We start from the raw sequence: 17,389 nt of genomic DNA, 5'->3' as shown, positions 1-17,389 counted from the left end.
CGAACCGCAAGGGCGCACTGGCCTCTGTGCGCCCTTGCGGTTAAGAGACTTGTTCGCTCTTAGCGTTCCCGTAGAGTAGCAACTGGCGCGACACAGAGAAATTAGAGTTTGAGAGATATTTTGCGTAAGTCCTATCTCTTACAAATTATCCTGACAAGCCTTTTAAATAGAAAAATGCCAATCAGTTTATTTGAAAGTTTAAAATTATATATTAATTTGACAAAGTAATCAAGAGCCAAAAGTATTGACTATTGACTCTTGATGATAGAGTAGGCAATAGTTAATAGTTAACCGCCACGCTTCAATGCTGCTTCTACCTGCTGTAACTCCTTCTCTAAACGATTCTTGAGTTTTTCGGGTACAGGACGATTTGGGTAAGAACTGTAGTGTCCAGCGAGGGAGTTGAGGGCTGTTCGCATGGTTGTAAAAGAGCCAAGACCAGAAACAGAGTTAACTCGCTGATAGCGAGCTGAAAAGTCATTAATTTTTTGACGCGCTTCTGCTTGAACTGCTGCTTTGTCTGATGAATCTTGTGATACATCTAGAGCTTGTCTCATAATATTGACCACAGCTAAGGTGTCTTGGCGATAATCCCCAGTCAAGCTATCTGGACTGCCAGAACAGCCCATTAAGCCGATAGATACAACCAAAACCAGCGCAAGCAAACGCGACCAATAGCGCTTCATATTCATTAACTAAAAGGATACGTAAATCAACGTCCATCGTATCTTGGATTGGTAACTTGGGGATCAATCAATTTAGTTAGGAATTAGGAGTGAGGAGTGAGGAGTTAAAAAACTTCATTCATTCATCTCGAAACTCAGAACTCTGTTGAGCTAATTTAAATACTTGTCCGCAAGCCTTTGACTTGACTCTCTAACTCCTAATTTTTTGATAAAGAGTGTTGCGTTGTTGGTAAGGTCTTCTTAAAGAAGCGATCGCAGTTTGCAAAGTTTCCACTTCCATACATGTACCGCCTAAAGCACCTGCCATTGTGGTAATATGCTCCTCCATCAATGTGCCGCCAATATCGTTGCAACCCCAAACGAGGGCTTCTGTTGCACCTGCAAGCCCCAGTTTTACCCAACTCTGCTGATGGTTAGGAATCCAATTACCTAAGTAAATCCGCGCCACAGCGCCTAGCAGCAGTGCATCACTCAAAACTGGTTGATCGCGTCCGACACGGCGACGTAAGGGTTTGGGCGCTTCTTGCCCAACGAAGGGTAATAAAATAAACTCTGTTATCCTTGCTGGATATCCTTGATCAATGGCGGTTTGTTGGAGCGATCGCAATTTTTCTAAATGCCCAATTTGTTGTTCGTGGGTTTCAATATGCCCAGATAACATCGTACTGGTGGTATGCAAGCCTAATTTGTGAGCGGTGCTAACAATTTCTAGCCAAGTCGCTGTGTCAATCTTCTCTGGACACAATATCCGCCTTACATTATCGTCTAATACTTCAGCTGCTGTTCCCGGCATTGAGCCAACACCAGCATCGCGCAAAGCAGCAATTACATCAGCATACCTAAGTCCGTCTAGTCTGGCGATAAATTCCACTTCTTGGGGAGAAAAAGCATGTAAATGTATCTGAGGAAATTCTTGTTTGATGGTTTCCACTATTTTGAGATAATAGGGTAAAGATTTGCCATTTATCTGCGCTTGTGGATTTAATCCCCCCTGCATACAGATTTCTGTCGCACCCCGTTGCACTGCATCTGTCGCTTTTTCCAAAATTTGCGCCGAATCTAACCAGTATGCATCGGCATCACCATCATCTCGACGGAATGCACAAAAACTACAGTGTTGCTCACAAATATTAGTAAAGTTAATATTACGATTAATTATGTATGTAACCGTATCGCCTGCTTGAGTATAGCGGAGTGTGTCGGATGTATCACGTATCGCTGCGATCATCTCCGGGTCAGTTTGTTGTAACAACATCACTCCCTCTTCAAGAGATAAGTCGTATCCCATCAAGGCACGCTCAAGAATTTTTTCAACAGTAATTTTTGTCAGCATTACTTTCTTAACTTCTGAGTAAATCTTAATTTTAGGATCTTGTAAATAATCAAATTTTACTTAATAAATACACCAAGTTCTGGAGAATTCCAAGAGCGGATATAAGTTTTATCTTTAAAATTAATTTCTTGAGATTTCTTTTGTTTACTTTTTTTAGTTTCCATTGAAATAATTCCACAAGGCTCAAAATCTTGATAATAAACCTCTTTTTCTAAACTTGCCGAAATATTAGTTACATTAATATGTTGAATTTTAAGTGCTTTTTGATTATTTTGCTGCAAAAGTACCCATAAAGGGTATTCCCAAGGGTCATTTCCCATTGATAGCCCAATATTTGAGCATTGTTTGGAATTTAAAAACTCAACTGCTCCTGTGTAAGTACCTTTGAGGAATGGTCTATTACTAAAATACTGCTCAATTCTGGGGGTTTGGAATATATTATTGCTATCAATAATAGGTCTGTACCTATTAAAAAACACCCACGGTAATGATGAAATTAGCAGAAATGTTACTATAATAATTGCGATTTTTTGCTGTTTAAATTTAGATAATACAACACCTAAAAATGGAGACATTAGGACAAACAAAGGTAAATGCAGACGACTATTCCAGGCTTGCCATTTTAGCAAGTAGCAAAATATCAAAAATGTAGATGCGGTAGCAAGAAGATAAGTAAAAATATAATTTTCTTTACGTAGTGATTTTCGAGTTAAAAAAATAATTATACATATTATTATCAGCGCTAAATGTAGTAAATTACCAGCACTATTTTCATTACCACTTATCCCAATTGTTGACCAGCCTCCTGGTACAAAGAATGTCTGGGAAAAAGTTGTCCGAGGATCGTTATAATCTACACCTATGAATACATGTATAAGTTGAACTAATTTGTTCGCTTTTCCATTCCAGAAACCAATCGGTGTTCCTATATGTAAAGCAATATTTCTCAGGATATTAGAAATTAGTATATTAACACCGAGTATTTCATTAAGATAGCCACTCGCTTCACCAAGTGGCGAAGCAAATAAATTATAATTACGTAAGTAGTGACTAATATTCAGTAGCAAAGATATACTTCCTACTATCAAAGCAGGCTTCCATGCTTGCCACCGTAAGCGTTTAATCAGGTAAAAAATAAACCAAATTAAGAAGGGAAATACATAAAAATAAGCAGTTCCCTTGCTCAAAATAGCTAATCCTGTGCTACTACCAATATTAAATGAATTCGTCCAAATATCGCTTTTTCTTGCTTGGATAGTTGATAATAAGTAGTAAGCAAGACAAACTAACCAAAATGCAACTACATAATCATTTTGAGTGCTTGAAGCTTGCAAGATTCCCATAGGAATTGTTGCAGTTACAACCGCAGAGAAAACTTGACCTCGTAAATCTGCTCCCAATTGTTTTGCAATTAATGACACTCCAATAATACAGCCAATCATACTGAACCATTGAACTAAGTTAGCGAAGTAGTCACCACCACTTAAAATCTGAAAATGCAAAATCACGAACTCTGACCAAGGGTTTTGATACAGTTGTGGAGTATAACTTGTTGGATAATGAGCAATGGTATGATTTTGTATCCAATAAGCAACACGACTCATGTGATAGTCCATAGAATCCCAGTTATTGGGTGGTGCGATGATGGCAATTAATCCAACTGTCGCTACAACGAAACCTATACCACATAACAATAAATTTACGAAGGGTTTACTTTTAATATCTTTATTTATTTGAGAAGAATGTATTTGCTCGGGATTCGGAAGTATTTGGTGATTTAATCGAAAATGTATATAAATTAATATTATACATATTAACATCCAGATTCCTAATATCCAGCCAAAAGTAATTAATTTAAAAAAACTCAAAAGTTCGGTGATTGCAGTGACTAAAATTCCCCAGTAAGTAATTGCTAATATCAGCGAATCGCGCCAATTATTAAGTTTTTTATTAATTAATAAAAAAAGAGTAATTAAGGAAATAATAGGCAAAAATATAAACATAAATAATATTCCCAACTTTGAATCTCATTTATTATCCAGAATGTACTTCTCTAATGGCTTTTTCTGCTTGCTTGTCTGAACCTGTAAATCCCCCACCACGTACAAATATTAAGTGTACAACTGCTAAAGCGATCACGGCTACCACTAAAAGCCAGTTACTCAATCCTTTTTTAGACTGTTTCATTGTATTGAGGTTCCGTTAAATTAATTTTAAAAATTCCAATTCTTAAGGCGTATAGCATTGTAGCTAATTCCATACCATATCAGCACAGTCAGCAACCCTTCGCTAATTGCTAGAAGAACTTGAGTAATTGCAAAAATATTGACAAATTTAATAAAAACTCCACCTTTTAGGGGATGGAGTTTTTGGTTTCTTACCCATTCCTTATTCACCATGCCAAAAACTCCAACTTCATCCCGCAAGTGACGAAGAGTTTTTTATACAGAAGTCACTGTATAAATGTTGTAATATTTAAGTAACTTGAGCTAAAGTTTTCAGGAAAAAATTTTTCCTTTCTTTAAATTTAATAACTTCAGTAGCAGTTTTGAAGCACTATAAAATTATTGACAATAATTACTAATTCATCTAAAATATTAATAATAATTACAAATATTTTGCAATTATATAGTGCTAACCGTAACGAAATCTCATGCCCAACAACTTCGCTCTAGGTAACGCCAAACCTTGGAGCCGTCGTCAATTATTGCAGCTAGGACTAGCAGGTGCTGGTGTGACTGGTGCAGCTGGACTTTGGCAGATGCTAAATCTACAAAGTCAGTCAATGGTCAAAGTGCCACCACTCAATATTGAAGCACTAGACGACGTTGCTAACCCGATGAGGATGTTAAGGGATTTTGATTATGGGACGGTAAAGCAAGAAAATGGGCGGACTATCCGAGAATTTCAGTTAACTGCGGGTACTTCCATAATCAATCTTAATAGTGTTGTCTCTTACAACATCTGGGATTTAAACGGTCGCATACCGGGGCCAACGCTACGGGCAAAACAGGGCGATCGCATTCGGGTACTATTTCTTAACAAGGCGGGACATTCTCACTCTTTGCATTTTCATGGCGTTCATCCGGCAGAAATGGATGGTGTTCGCCCAGTCAGGAATGGTAGTGCCACAATTTACGAATTTGATGCTGAACCTTATGGCGTTCACTTATACCACTGCCATATTGAACCAGTTACCCGTCACATCGCTAAGGGACTATATGGGATGTTCATCATCGATCCACCTACTCCCCGTCCCCCAGCTGATGAGATGGTATTAGTGATGGGTGGATATGATGTGAATGATGATAGCCATAACGATTATTACGCCTTTAACGGTCTGCCCCATTATTACATGCATCATCCGATTCAAATTTACCAAGATCAGTTGATTCGGCTGTATATTCTCAACATCATTGAATACGATCCGGCAGTAACGTTTCATCTCCACGCCAACTTCTTTGATGTCTATCGCTATGGCATGAGTATGAAGAAGAGTGAGAAAACAGATGTGATTACGATGGGCATCGCAGAAAGGCACATTTTAGAATTTGCTTTTCGCTACCCAGGTAAGTATATGTTCCATCCCCATCAGGATGCGATCGCAGAAAACGGTTGCATGGGTGAATTTGAAGTACTTGCCCAGAGCAATCAAAAGACTGTTAACAATTCATGACAAAGTAAATAGTAATTTCTATTCAGGCTAAGTACAAGGTACTTAATTGGTAATTAATAAAATTTTAAATCAAATAGTTGATAAAAAATATCATTATATGAGAAAGTAAAATCTATGACAATTTGTCAAACGAACTACCTTTGGGTAATAGTTTGAAGCATTTGAACCAATACCTTTTAAATTGTGCGAGGAACAGAAATGATAAAATTTCGCTATATCTGTTTAACAGTGGCAGCTGCGGCAATAGTTACCTTAAGTTCCTGTAGCAGTACACCAACCGCAGAAAATCCCTCAGCACCAGTTACTAGCCCTCAAGCTACAGAGGCAGTAAGTGATAACAGTCATAGTGGTCACGGTGGCAAAGAAAAAATTAACATCAACACTGCTATATTATCAGAATTGGATAAATTTGAAGCCAAACTAGGGGTTCCGGCATTATCCAACAAAATCCAGGCAAATCGTCCTTACGGTAGCCCACAAGATTTAGTTACTAAAAAAGTAATTACTCAAGAACAATTCGACCAAATTAAAGACCAAGTTGGTGTTCAAGAAGTTGTACTCACAGGTGAGGCAAAAGATGTTGATTATATGTCTAAATTAGGCTTAATGAAAGGGCATCTTTTGGTAGCACAAGAACTGCTGGACCAGAATCAGCCAAAACAAGCAGAACCTCATATTGGACATCCAGTTGAAGAGATTTACGTTGATGTAGAAGATCAATTGAATGAACGAAAAGTCAAAGAATTTAAGACAACTTTAGTAAGTTTGCAAGATTTAGTGAAATCTAGCCCGAAAGATAGCAAAGTTACAACTAATTTTACTTCTTCAATGGAAGCAGTTGACACAGCGATCGCAGCTTTGCCAGCAGCTCAACGCTCAAAACCAGGATTTGCGCTACAGGTAATTAACGAACTACTAGATTCAGCTAACTCCGAATATGGCGCGGCGATCGCAAATGGAAAAGTAACCGCGCCAATTGAGTATCAAGACTCCCGTGGTTTTGTCTTTTACGCCAATGAATTATACAAAGGAATTTCTAGTCAAGTAGCTCAAGTAGATCCCGAAGCACACAAAGCGATCGATACTAGTTTCGCTGAACTCATAAAAGTTTGGCCTGCTGCCATCCCACCAGCAAAAGCAGTCAAAACACCTAGTGATGTTACCAAGCTAGTGAAAACCATTGAAGAAAACTCTCAAAATGTGGTTGATAAATCCAATACCCAAGCACAGCGATAACACTTTGTTTTAATGGGAAGCAGATAGTAAGGAGTTTAAAATAGTTAGGAGTTAGGAGTTATGAATTAGGAATTATGAGTTATGAGTTATGAATCCCGAACTCCTAACTTACAACTCCTAACTCCTCACTCCTAACTCCTAACTCATGAAAATTCGTTACTTGAACTAACAACTGATGCAAGAACTTGACCAGAAAAAGACCATTGACCTGCTGAACTCCATCATGGAATTTGAACTAGCAGGGGTAGTGCGCTATACACATTATTCTTTGATGGTGACTGGCCCTAACCGTATTCCGATCGTGGCTTTTTTCAAAGCACAGGCAAGTGAATCTTTACTTCATGCCGAACAAGTAGGAGAAATTCTCACCGGTTTAGATGGGCATCCTTCTCTGAAAATTGCCCCAATGGAAGAAACCTACCAGCATAAAGTCAAGGATATCTTGGAAGAAAGCTTATCCCATGAAAAAAAGGCATTGGATCTGTATAAAAATCTGCTCGAAACTGTTACCAATGCCAGCATTTATTTGGAGGAATTTGCTCGCGGTATGATTGGGCAAGAAGAGATGCATAATCTCGAACTGAAAAAGATGCTACGCGATTTTAGTTAATAGTCATTAGTCATTAGTCACTTGTACTGCCCTTCGACTACGCTCAAGAACCGCGACTTGCACGCTCGCTAGTCGAAGGGAGCCGAAGTATTAGTCATTAGTCATTGGTCATTAGTCAAAAACAAATTCAAAGGACAACTGACTAATGACTAAGGACAAAAAACAAAGGACAAAAAATGAATTTTAGTACTGCTCTACCTACTTTTGTAATCACACTCCGAGAAGGAGTAGAAGCTGCCCTTGTTGTTGGCATTGTGCTAGCGTTGCTCCAAAAAGCTAAACAATCCCGACTCAACTCTTGGGTATATGCTGGTGTCGGCGTTGGTATTGTCATTAGTGCTTTAATAGGCGTGCTATTCAGTTCGATAATTCAAATACTGGGAGCAGCAAATCCTCAATACACCACTGTAGTTGAGCCAGCACTAGAGGGTGTGTTTAGTGTCTTAGCGATCGCAATGCTCAGTTGGATGCTAATCTGGATGACCAAACAAGCCAGATTTATGAAAGCTACAGTTGAGGGAGCAGTAACAGAAGCACTGACACAAAACTCAAATGCTGGCTGGGGTGTTTTTACTTTAATTTTAATTGCCGTTGTCCGCGAAGGCTTTGAAACTGTTCTCTTCGTTGCTGCTAATTTTCAACAGGGATTAATGCCAGCATTGGGTGCTATTGCTGGTTTAGTGGCGGCATCTGCCGTTGGAGTACTGCTATTTAAATGGGGTGTCAAAATTAACATCCGCCAGTTTTTCCAGGTAATGGGCGTTTTATTAGTATTGATTGTCGCTGGTTTGGTAGTATCAGCCTTGCAACATTTTGACGAAGCAGTGGCTAACCTTGCCCTTAGCAGTCGCGCCACAGAAAGCCTTTGTTTCTATTACGAACGCTTTACAAAAGTTCACTCCTGTATTTTGGGCCCAATGGTTTCCAATACTTCCACAATCTTGCCTGACGAACAGTTTCCTGGCATTATTCTCAAATCTTTATTTGGTTATAGAGATAATCTGTATCTTGTGCAAGCAGTGGGATATGTGGCATTTTTACTCACCATTGGAGGACTGTATTTCCGTAGCCTTGGAGGTGCTGCTCCTGAAGGTAGAAAGAATATTCCCTTTGCTCAAAAACCAATTAATTCTGCAAAAGATTAAAACCCATAGTGTTTGAGTTACATATTGGGACTCAAACACAAATCTATCAGACTGTTCGTGTAGCACAAATATGTGTCAGAAAAGGAAAAATAAAAACTTTAGGTTTAGACAACAAACTCAATCTAAATAAATTGGTTAAGTAAATAATACTCCTTAATATAGGACTCCGATTTGATTTTTGAAAACATCCTGAGACTGAAAAGCTCGTTTTATCAGGGTTTTATTTAAAATCTTGTTTATAAATCAGACAGAAGTCTTATAAATACTGTTGATTGTCATCACCTGCGATAAATACATCCTTGATTGACTGCGACGTTCTCTCACTTAATTAAGCTACCTAAGTGCCCTGTGTTGCAAACAACGCTTGCTTAAGCTGCTGACAAGTCTTTTCAATTGCATCTATACTACCTGGATTCACCAGACCATAATAATCAAACACATAGACTCGGTTATTTTTAGTTGCTTGCAGTTGTTGCCAAAAAGCTTCCTTTTTCAATGAATCTAAAAGCGTTGCTTCCGAATTACCTTGTGGTGGATTAACCGAAATTATCACCTCTGGATTTGCTTCTAAAACTTTCTCAGCCGAAAGCGTCACGTAGCCAGGAATTGGACTTTTCCCTTGTAAATCTGCTGCTATATTTTTCGCCTGGAATTTCGCCAGTAAATCCCCTGCCCAACTATTTTTATTCGGCGTTAAAATTGGTTGACGACTAACCAGCACTAGAGTAGAAAAACCCGGATTTAGCTTCTTTGGCAAGAAAGTTTTGTAACGATTTAACAAAGGCTGAGGATCAGCGTCAATTGATTTAGCAAGTGTTTTAGTAAGTTCTTCTAGAGATTCCCAATTATTATTCATCTTAGTAAGAAAGGTAGGAATTCCTAGTTGCTGAAGTTTTTGAATTGGGATGTTAGAAAAACCTTCTACACCAATAACTAAATCTGGTTTGAGTGCTACCACTTTTTCTAAATTTGGTGGATTTTGCCCTTCACTAACACGGGGAATATCCTTAAATCTTGAGTCATTATTAAATAATTTACTACCAGTGATGCCAACAATTTTTGTTTGATCGAGTCGAAAGATAATGTCAGCAGAAAGAGAAGAAAGAGCAACAACTCTTTTTACTGCTCCTTTTGGTAGTTGCTGAGAATATGTGTTTATTGTCTCAGTAGAGTTTGTGATTTTTGTTGGTGGCTGCTGCTGAGTAGTTGCAGTCGTGCAAGCAGCTAAAAGCATACTCATCAAAAATGCTAAAGCAGATAAAAGCCAACGACGATGCATATTAAAATTCCTTTTGGGGTAAGAATGGAATAAGCAGATTTTCACTAACTAAGGTACTATCCAATAACAGACTAAGCTTGATGTGTATTTAGATGTTTATATTGCTCTATATGTCTTTATGTATTTATATCTTTATCAAAAAATGCAGCAACACAAACAAGCCTTTGGTAGTCTTAAAAAATAAGTTTTCAAACCCCTATCAATTAGAAGTATAATTATATACATTAACTCCGATTTATCTGAATTGGGGTCGATGATTATTGTGTCCATCTACTGCTAGATATGTCTAACCATCCCTTGAGCGTTGCAAGAGCAACATTATTTTGGCGGCGTCTATTCGCTATTGTTTTCACTAGTAGTTCGTTACTCCCCAACTTTGCAAGCGAACCAGCAAGGGCGCAAGTAAACCAGTATTGTCAATTATCGTCAACGGCAGCACAAGAAAAAGAAAACTTACGTTTGTCAGCCCTCAAAGGCAAACCAGATGCCCAAACCCGCTATCAAAATATCCTACAAGAACAGGCACAGAAATTACACGAGTGCCGCACGCGGACTTGGCCGCAAATCCAAGCCATTTGGTTGCGCTTGTATCCCTGTGACATTCAGCCAGGAATAATAGACCAGATTATGGATCGGATTGTCAACCGTGGCTACAACCAAGTTTATTTAGAAGTATTTTACGACGGGCAGGCATTATTGCCAGCAAAAGCTAACCCAACGGTTTGGCCTTCTGTAATTCGCACTCCAGGAGCAGAAAACGCCGATTTACTCGCCACAGCAATTAAAAAAGGTCGGCAACGCGGTTTAAAGGTTTACGCTTGGATGTTTACCACCAATTTCGGCTATACTTACGCCCAGCGCCGAGATAGAGAAAGTGCGATCGCTCGTAATGGCAAAGGTCAAACGAGCTTATATGTTGTAGACAACGGCTCTCAAGTATTTATCGACCCTTATAACTTGCAAGCAAAACGCGACTACTACCAATTAGTAAAAGAAATTTTGCGCCGTCGCCCAGATGGCTTGCTATTAGACTATGTGCGCTATCCCCGACAAGCAGGAAGTGATTCCATCGCTACCAAAGTTTCAGATTTATGGCTATATAGTCCCGCAACCCAAGAAGCTTTATTTAAACGGGCACTAAATTACAAAGGGCTGGACTTGATTCGGCGCTTTTTGAGTAAGGGATTCGTCGGCGCCGGAGATATAGCGGAAGTTGATAACCTTTATCCTCAAGAAGGGGAACCTCTGTGGCAAGGACGCATTCCTCCATTAGCGCAAAAATCAATTCTGCGTGCAACGGATAGACAGCCGCTTTTACAATGGGAGTTATGGCAGCTTGCCGTTGCCCACGCCATGCAAGGAATTTTAGATTTTGTCACCTTAGCCAGTTATCCAGCAAAGCAGCTAAGTATTCCCACAGGAGTAGTGTTTTTCCCGGATGGCAACCAAACTGTAGGACAAGGGTATGATTCCCGTTTGCAACCTTGGGATCGGTTCCCCACTACATTACAGTGGCATCCTATGGCTTATGGGAATTGCGGTAATGTCAGTTGTATTGTGACACAAGTGCAACGAGTTTTGAGTATGGCAAAACCGGGTACGCAGATAATCCCAGCTTTAGCAGGCAAATGGGGAGCATCTGTTACTAATCGTCCATCCCTAGAGGTGCAAATGCAAGCACTTCGCCAATACGCCCCCCAACTGAAGGGAGTTAGCCATTTTGCCTATTCTTGGCAATATCCTGAGAGTGATAACGATCGCAAATTTTGTCGCATTCAGTAAACAGCAGATACAGCAGAATTCAAAAGGAAAATTTTCCTCATCTCCCCAATCATCTAATTGCGTTGTTATCAAATAGATTTATATCCCACATTGGGCTGAATCCCCCACTAATTGATTCTGAGTTCAGTATTCTTCAATTAACTTAACGTGAGTTCGACGGTTAGAAAAGGCAAAAAGTTTGCTAAATTTTTAAATATTCTGTAAACCTAGAATATACCTAATTTTAGCTACTACAAATTATTGAGGATTAACTATGGAACCTGTTTCTATGATTATTGCGGCTTTAGGTGCTGGTGCGATCGCAGCTACTAAAGATACCGCAGGAACAGCCGTTAAAGATGCCTATCAGGGTTTGAAAACCTTGATTAAGAAGAAGTTTGAAAGTGAACCAAAAGCACAAATGGTTCTGGAAGAACACGAAACAGATCCTGAAACCTATGAAGCACCACTTAAAAAGAAATTAGCGGAAGCTGGTGCTGATCAAGATGCAGAAATTATTAAGTTAGCGCAGGAGTTGCTGAAACAGTTAAAACCTGAAGAGTCGGCAACAGGTAAGTATAACACAGTATTTCAAGGAGAAGTGAAGGGGATTCAGGTGGGCGATCGCAACACACAAGAAAATAAATTTGGCTAGAAGCCATTGGAGTATCTAGATGGCTGAAGAGAGTTCCAAATACCACTCAACTTTTAAAAATGAGGTCAAAGGTGCTGTAGTTGGTGAAGGAAACATTATCTACAACTACTTCTACTCTAGGGAAGAGGTAAAACCTGTTGATTCTGCGATCGCTGTTGATGAATATCTCCCTTGTCCTTATCAGGGTTTGTTTCATTTTGGCCCCAATGATGCTGAGTTTTTCTTTGGGCGGGAAATTTTTATAGAAGAACTTTATATTACAACTAAAACCCGTAATTTTATACCCGTGCTGGGTGCGTCGGGAAGCGGTAAATCTTCGGTAGTATTAGCTGGATTAGTCCCTAAGTTACAAAAAGAGGGTCATTGGCAGTTTACTCACTTTCGTCCTGGTTCTGATCCTTTCCATGCGATCGCTTTAGCTCTTGTTCCTCTTTATACACCCAACTTAAATGAAACCAAACAAATTATCCAAGCGCGAGAGTTAGCTGATTATTTGCAAAAAGGCTCTGTTCCTCTCTCAGACGTTTTTGCTAAAATTCGGCAAAATCACCCCGATCATCGAGTCCTGCTGATTGCTGACCAATTTGAAGAAATTTACACACTCTGTAACAATCAGGAAATTCGCCGTAAGTTTCTCGATTGCTTATTAGCCAGTTTAGAAACTCCTATTTCTCTGTCTTCATCGGCTACGGTGTTGGTAGCAACGATGCGGGCAGATTTTTTGGGAAATGCTCTCTCCTATCGTCCCTTTGCTGATGTCTTGCAAAATGCTGATGTGAAACTGGGACCAATGAATCGGGAGGAACTAAAAGAAGTCATTGAAAAACCTGCTCAAAAATTAGGGGTGACATTTGAAACAGGACTGGTAGAACGCATTCTTAATGATGTGGAAGACCAACCTGGAAATTTACCTTTGCTAGAGTTTGCATTAACAGAGTTGTGGAACAAGCGAACGGGTAAACAATTAACTCACAAAATCTATGAAGAAATTGGTCAAGTAGAAGGTGCATTAGCTCGCCATGCTGATGAGAAATATGGCAACTTGACAGATGATGAGAAGGAAAAAGTCCGGCGGATTTTTATTCAATTAGTGCGTCCGGGTGAGGGAGCAGAAGATACCCGACGCATAGCGATGAAAGCGGAATTGGGGGAGCAAAGCTGGTCTTTGGTAAAAAAATTAGCTGATGCTCGGTTGGTGGTGACAAGTCGCAATCTCAGCAGTCAAGAAACGGTCGAAGTAGTTCATGAAGCTCTGATTCGTAATTGGGGAGAACTGCGAGAATGGATGAATACAAACCGCGTTTTTAGAGCTTGGCAAGAGCGACTGCGGTCAGCAAAGGAACAATGGGAAGCAACGAAACAAGATTCTGGGTCATTGTTGCGCGGTGCAGCTTTGGCGGAAGCAGAAGAAAAACTGAAGGAACGCCCCGAAGACTTAATTGATGAGCAAGAATTTATTAATCAGAGTATTGAAGAAGGAAATCGCCTCAAACAAGCCGAAGCAGCCCGCATAAAGCGCGAAAACAGAACCGCCTGGGGGATTGCGGCGGGTTCAGTGGTGGCGGTGGTAATTAGCAGTGCATTGGGTTTTACGGCATGGAATGAGACGAAGCAGGCGCAACTCAATCAAGCTGAATCTCTGAGTAGATATTCCTTACCTCTAATTAATGAACATAAAGACTTAGAAGCTTTCGTCACAGCAATAAAAGCAGGAAAAATCCTGCAAAGCCAACACAAAACTAAACCAGAAACTTTAAATGCTTTGCAGACAGTTCTGGTTCAGGGAAGAGAACGAAACCGCTTAGAAGGGCATCAAGGCCCAGTCACAAGTGTGAGTTTCAGCCCGGACGGCAAAACCATCGCCACGGCATCATATGACAAGACAGCGCGGTTGTGGAACCTGCAAGGGCAACTGCTGCAAGAATTCAAAGGGCATCAAGGCCCAGTCAATAGTGTGAGTTTCAGCCCGGACGGCAAAACCATCGTCACGGCATCATCTGACGGAACAGCGCGGTTGTGGAACCTGCAAGGGCAACTGCTGCAAGAATTCAAAGGGCATCAAAGCCCAGTCAATAGTGGGAGTTTCAGCCCGGACGGCAAAACCATCGCCACGGCATCATCTGACAAGACAGCGCGGTTGTGGAACCTGCAAGGGCAAATGCTGCAAGAATTCCAAGGGCATCAAGGCGCTGTCACAAGTGTGAGTTTCAGCCCGGACGGCAAAACCATCGCCACGGCATCATCTGACAAGACAGCGCGGTTGTGGAACCTGCAAGGGCAACTGCTGCAAGAATTCAAAGGGCATCAAGACAAAGTCTGGAGTGTGAGTTTCAGCCCGGACGGCAAAACCATTGCCACGGCATCATCTGACAAGACAGCGCGGTTGTGGAACCTGCAAGGGCAAATGCTGCAAGAATTCAAAGGGCATCAAAGCTTAGTCTATAGTGTGAGTTTCAGCCCTGACGGCAAAACCATCGCCACGGCATCATCTGACAAGACAGCGCGGTTGTGGAACCTGCAAGGGCAAATGCTGCAAGAATTCAAAGGGGATCAAATCTCAGTCTGGGGTGTGAGTTTCAGCCCGGACGGCAAAACCATCGCCACGGCATCATCTGACAAGACAGCGCGGTTGTGGAACCTGCAAGGGCAACTGCTGCAAGAATTCCAAGGGCATCAAGGCGCTGTCAATAGTGTGAGTTTCAGCCCGGACGGCAAAACCATCGCCACGGCATCATATGACAAGACAGCGCGGTTGTGGAACCTGCAAGGGCAACTGCTGCAAGAATTCCAAGGGCATCAAAGCTTAGTCTATAGTGTGAGTTTCAGCCCTGACGGCAAAACCATCGCCACGGCATCATCTGACGGAACAGCGCGGTTGTGGAACCTGCAAGGGCAACTGCTGCAAGAATTCCAAGGGCATCAAGGCGCTGTCACAAGTGTGAGTTTCAGCCCTGACGGCAAAACCATCGCCACGGCATCATCTGACAAGACAGCGCGATTGTGGAACCTGCAAGGGCAACTGCTGCAAGAATTCAAAGGGCATCAAGACAAAGTCAATAGTGTGAGTTTCAGCCCAGACGGCAAAACCATCGCCACGGCATCATCTGACGGAACAGCGCGGTTGTGGAACCTGCAAGGGCAACTGCTGCAAGAATTCAAAGGGGATCAAAGCTCAGTCTGGGGTGTGAGTTTCAGCCCAGACGGCAAAACCATCGCCACGGCATCACTAGACGGAACAGCGCAGTTGTGGAACCTGCAAGGGCAACTGCTGCAAGAATTCAAAGGGCATCAAGGCTATCTCTTAAGTGTGAGTTTCAGCCCGGACGGCAAAACCATCGCCACGGCATCATCTGACAAGACAGCGCGGTTGTGGAACCTGCAAGGGCAACTGCTGCAAGAATTCAAAGGGCATCAAGACACTGTCACAAGTGTGAGTTTCAGCCCGGACAGTAAAACCATTGCCACGGCATCATTTGACAAAACTATTAAACTCTGGGATCTGGATTTAGACTCTTTAATGAGGCGCAGTTGTGATTCGGTACGCGGTTATTTAACCTATAATCCTTTAAAAGATAATCCTAATGTCACCGAGAATGACAGGCACTTGTGCGACGGTATTGGCACGCAAAAATGAAACCAATTCGCAATTTGCAATGACGCTCGTTCCTCTCTACGAGACGCTGCGCGAACGCTACCGCTTCGCTAACGCAATTCGCAATTAAATTTTTAACGTGCGCCTCCGTTGGAGACTGATGTTAACTTAAAGCCAAGTCTTCTGGTGTATTACAGTTAAACAGCATTTCGGGTTCTGCTAAAGGCAAAACTTCTACAGGATATTGCCGAAGCCACTGTTGAAACGATCGCCCCCCTTGATTGATAAACTCTAAAAGTTGTGGCAAACAGCGACGGCGATAGAAACCACACAGAGGTTCCCAGCCTTTAGGATGATCAGCTAAAGCTGCGATCGCATTATCGCCCACGCTATCAAGTCTAGTTACCCAGTCTTGCAATATCTCAACCCGCAACCTCGGCAAATCGCAAGCTAGCAGCAGTACCCAATCTGTTTTAACTTCGGCTAGCCCTTGGGCAAACCCAACTAAAGGCCCGTGGGCGAGAGGTTCTCCAGATAAAGGTATTTCTCGGATAAACTGACAACCAGGCAAAAGCAAGTCTTGATAGCGTTCCGGCCAAGAAGTTACTACATAAACAGTATCAGCACAGCTTTGAGCAATCCCACAAACTCGCTGCAACAACGGCACTCCTTGAATGGGAATCAAGGCTTTATCCTGACCCATCCGAGAACTTTTACCCCCAGCTAGCACAATGGCGGTTAACTTGCTAGATGAGTCAATAGTCATTCGCCAAAAAAATATAGATTATAAATATATTTTGCACTTGTGTACATCACTCGCCAGTGATTTAAATCGCTGACTGATACCCAAAGTCCATTGAAATCTAAAATTCTTGTTAAGTCCTCTAAAAGAAGACTTAAGTTATTAGTCAGGGGTTTATAGCGGTTCCCAATTGCATGGAATACAGACCTAACCCGCAGCCTCTTTCCTTTAAGGGAAGCTACTGTGTACACACAAGTATGACCAGCATAGGTTTCAACTCTTTTAGTAGTTTCGTAGGGTGCGTTATGTCCACGCCGAAATAACAAATGCGTTCGCCGAAATAACAAATGCGTTCGCCGAAATAACAAATGCGTTCGCCGAAATAACAAATGCGTTCGCCGAAATAACAAATGAGTTCGCCGAAATAACAAATGAGTTCGCCGAAATAACAAATGCGTTCGCCGAAGTAACAAATGCGTTCGCCGAAATAACAAATGAGTTCGCCGAATTAACAAATGCGTACGCCGAATTAACAAATGCGTTCGCCGAAATAACAAATGCGTTCGCCGAAATAACAAATGCGTTCGCCGAAATAACAAATGCGTTCGCTGAAATAACAAATGCGTTGGCGTAGCCCGCACTTCTCTACAAGACGCTCTGAGGACAGGCTCAGG

The 17,389-nt window shown here is 41.4% G+C and carries 14 protein-coding genes and 1 pseudogene; 8 read left to right on the top strand and 7 right to left on the bottom strand.

What is annotated here, in order from left to right:
* Window positions 1-287 precede the first annotated feature (287 nt).
* The 5 genes and pseudogenes from psb27 to V7L20_RS31740 form a co-directional block, all read right to left on the bottom strand.
* Window positions 288-692, bottom strand: coding sequence for a photosystem II protein Psb27 (gene psb27 / locus V7L20_RS31760; RefSeq protein ID WP_229454697.1), 405 nt, complete (start codon window positions 690-692; stop codon window positions 288-290).
* A 184-nt stretch (window positions 693-876) separates the two neighbouring features.
* Window positions 877-2,019, bottom strand: a complete 1,143-nt coding sequence (cofH, locus tag V7L20_RS31755) for a 7,8-didemethyl-8-hydroxy-5-deazariboflavin synthase subunit CofH (RefSeq protein ID WP_442943670.1) — start codon at window positions 2,017-2,019, stop codon at window positions 877-879.
* 56 nt (window positions 2,020-2,075) lie between these two features.
* Window positions 2,076-4,022 (bottom strand): ArnT family glycosyltransferase, encoded by a 1,947-nt coding sequence (locus tag V7L20_RS31750; RefSeq protein ID WP_334747898.1) that lies wholly within the window; start codon window positions 4,020-4,022, stop codon window positions 2,076-2,078.
* A 31-nt stretch (window positions 4,023-4,053) separates the two neighbouring features.
* A complete protein-coding gene (locus V7L20_RS31745; RefSeq protein ID WP_334747897.1) occupies window positions 4,054-4,206 on the bottom strand; it encodes an energy-coupling factor ABC transporter substrate-binding protein in 153 nt (50 codons plus the stop codon).
* A 26-nt stretch (window positions 4,207-4,232) separates the two neighbouring features.
* Window positions 4,233-4,361: pseudogene (locus V7L20_RS31740) on the bottom strand (cobalamin biosynthesis protein CbiM); the annotation flags it as partial.
* A 311-nt stretch (window positions 4,362-4,672) separates the two neighbouring features.
* Here V7L20_RS31740 and V7L20_RS31735 point away from each other — a divergent pair.
* From V7L20_RS31735 to V7L20_RS31720, 4 genes are all read left to right on the top strand, one after another.
* On the top strand, window positions 4,673-5,695 hold the full coding sequence (locus tag V7L20_RS31735) for a multicopper oxidase domain-containing protein (RefSeq protein WP_334747896.1): 1,023 nt from the start codon (window positions 4,673-4,675) through the stop codon (window positions 5,693-5,695).
* A 198-nt stretch (window positions 5,696-5,893) separates the two neighbouring features.
* Window positions 5,894-6,931, top strand: a complete 1,038-nt coding sequence (locus tag V7L20_RS31730; RefSeq protein ID WP_334747895.1) for a helix-hairpin-helix domain-containing protein — start codon at window positions 5,894-5,896, stop codon at window positions 6,929-6,931.
* Between the two features lie 175 nt (window positions 6,932-7,106).
* On the top strand, window positions 7,107-7,541 hold the full coding sequence (locus tag V7L20_RS31725) for a ferritin-like domain-containing protein (RefSeq protein ID WP_334747894.1): 435 nt from the start codon (window positions 7,107-7,109) through the stop codon (window positions 7,539-7,541).
* Window positions 7,542-7,717: 176 nt separating this feature from the next.
* The gene (locus tag V7L20_RS31720; protein WP_334747893.1) at window positions 7,718-8,686 is read left to right on the top strand and encodes an FTR1 family iron permease; all 969 of its coding nucleotides are present in this window, start codon (window positions 7,718-7,720) and stop codon (window positions 8,684-8,686) included.
* A 337-nt stretch (window positions 8,687-9,023) separates the two neighbouring features.
* On the opposite strand, the gene V7L20_RS31715 is transcribed toward V7L20_RS31720, so the two are convergent.
* Window positions 9,024-9,965 (bottom strand): ABC transporter substrate-binding protein, encoded by a 942-nt coding sequence (locus V7L20_RS31715; RefSeq protein WP_334747892.1) that lies wholly within the window; start codon window positions 9,963-9,965, stop codon window positions 9,024-9,026.
* Between the two features lie 282 nt (window positions 9,966-10,247).
* On the opposite strand from V7L20_RS31715, the gene V7L20_RS31710 reads away from it, so the two are divergent.
* The 3 genes from V7L20_RS31710 to V7L20_RS31700 all read left to right on the top strand — a co-directional run bounded on the left by V7L20_RS31710 (window position 10,248) and on the right by V7L20_RS31700 (window position 16,015).
* Complete coding sequence (locus V7L20_RS31710; RefSeq protein WP_334747891.1) at window positions 10,248-11,747, top strand: family 10 glycosylhydrolase; 1,500 nt, start codon at window positions 10,248-10,250, stop codon at window positions 11,745-11,747.
* Between the two features lie 253 nt (window positions 11,748-12,000).
* On the top strand, window positions 12,001-12,381 hold the full coding sequence (locus V7L20_RS31705; RefSeq protein WP_334747890.1) for a hypothetical protein: 381 nt from the start codon (window positions 12,001-12,003) through the stop codon (window positions 12,379-12,381).
* 19 nt (window positions 12,382-12,400) lie between these two features.
* Window positions 12,401-16,015 (top strand): nSTAND1 domain-containing NTPase, encoded by a 3,615-nt coding sequence (locus tag V7L20_RS31700; RefSeq protein ID WP_334747889.1) that lies wholly within the window; start codon window positions 12,401-12,403, stop codon window positions 16,013-16,015.
* Between the two features lie 121 nt (window positions 16,016-16,136).
* Here the strand turns inward: V7L20_RS31700 and V7L20_RS31695 are convergent, their stop codons facing one another.
* Complete coding sequence (locus V7L20_RS31695; protein ID WP_334747888.1) at window positions 16,137-16,739, bottom strand: molybdenum cofactor guanylyltransferase; 603 nt, start codon at window positions 16,737-16,739, stop codon at window positions 16,137-16,139.
* 274 nt (window positions 16,740-17,013) lie between these two features.
* On the opposite strand from V7L20_RS31695, the gene V7L20_RS31690 reads away from it, so the two are divergent.
* Window positions 17,014-17,349: a hypothetical protein gene (locus V7L20_RS31690; protein ID WP_334747887.1), complete on the top strand. Its 336-nt coding sequence runs from the start codon at window positions 17,014-17,016 to the stop codon at window positions 17,347-17,349.
* The last annotated feature ends 40 nt before the right edge of the window (window positions 17,350-17,389 follow it).

The sequence above is a fragment of the Nostoc sp. genome (assembly GCF_036916735.1).
Lineage (GTDB): Bacteria > Cyanobacteriota > Cyanobacteriia > Cyanobacteriales > Nostocaceae > Nostoc.
This window is presented reverse-complemented; position numbering and strand designations above follow the sequence as displayed.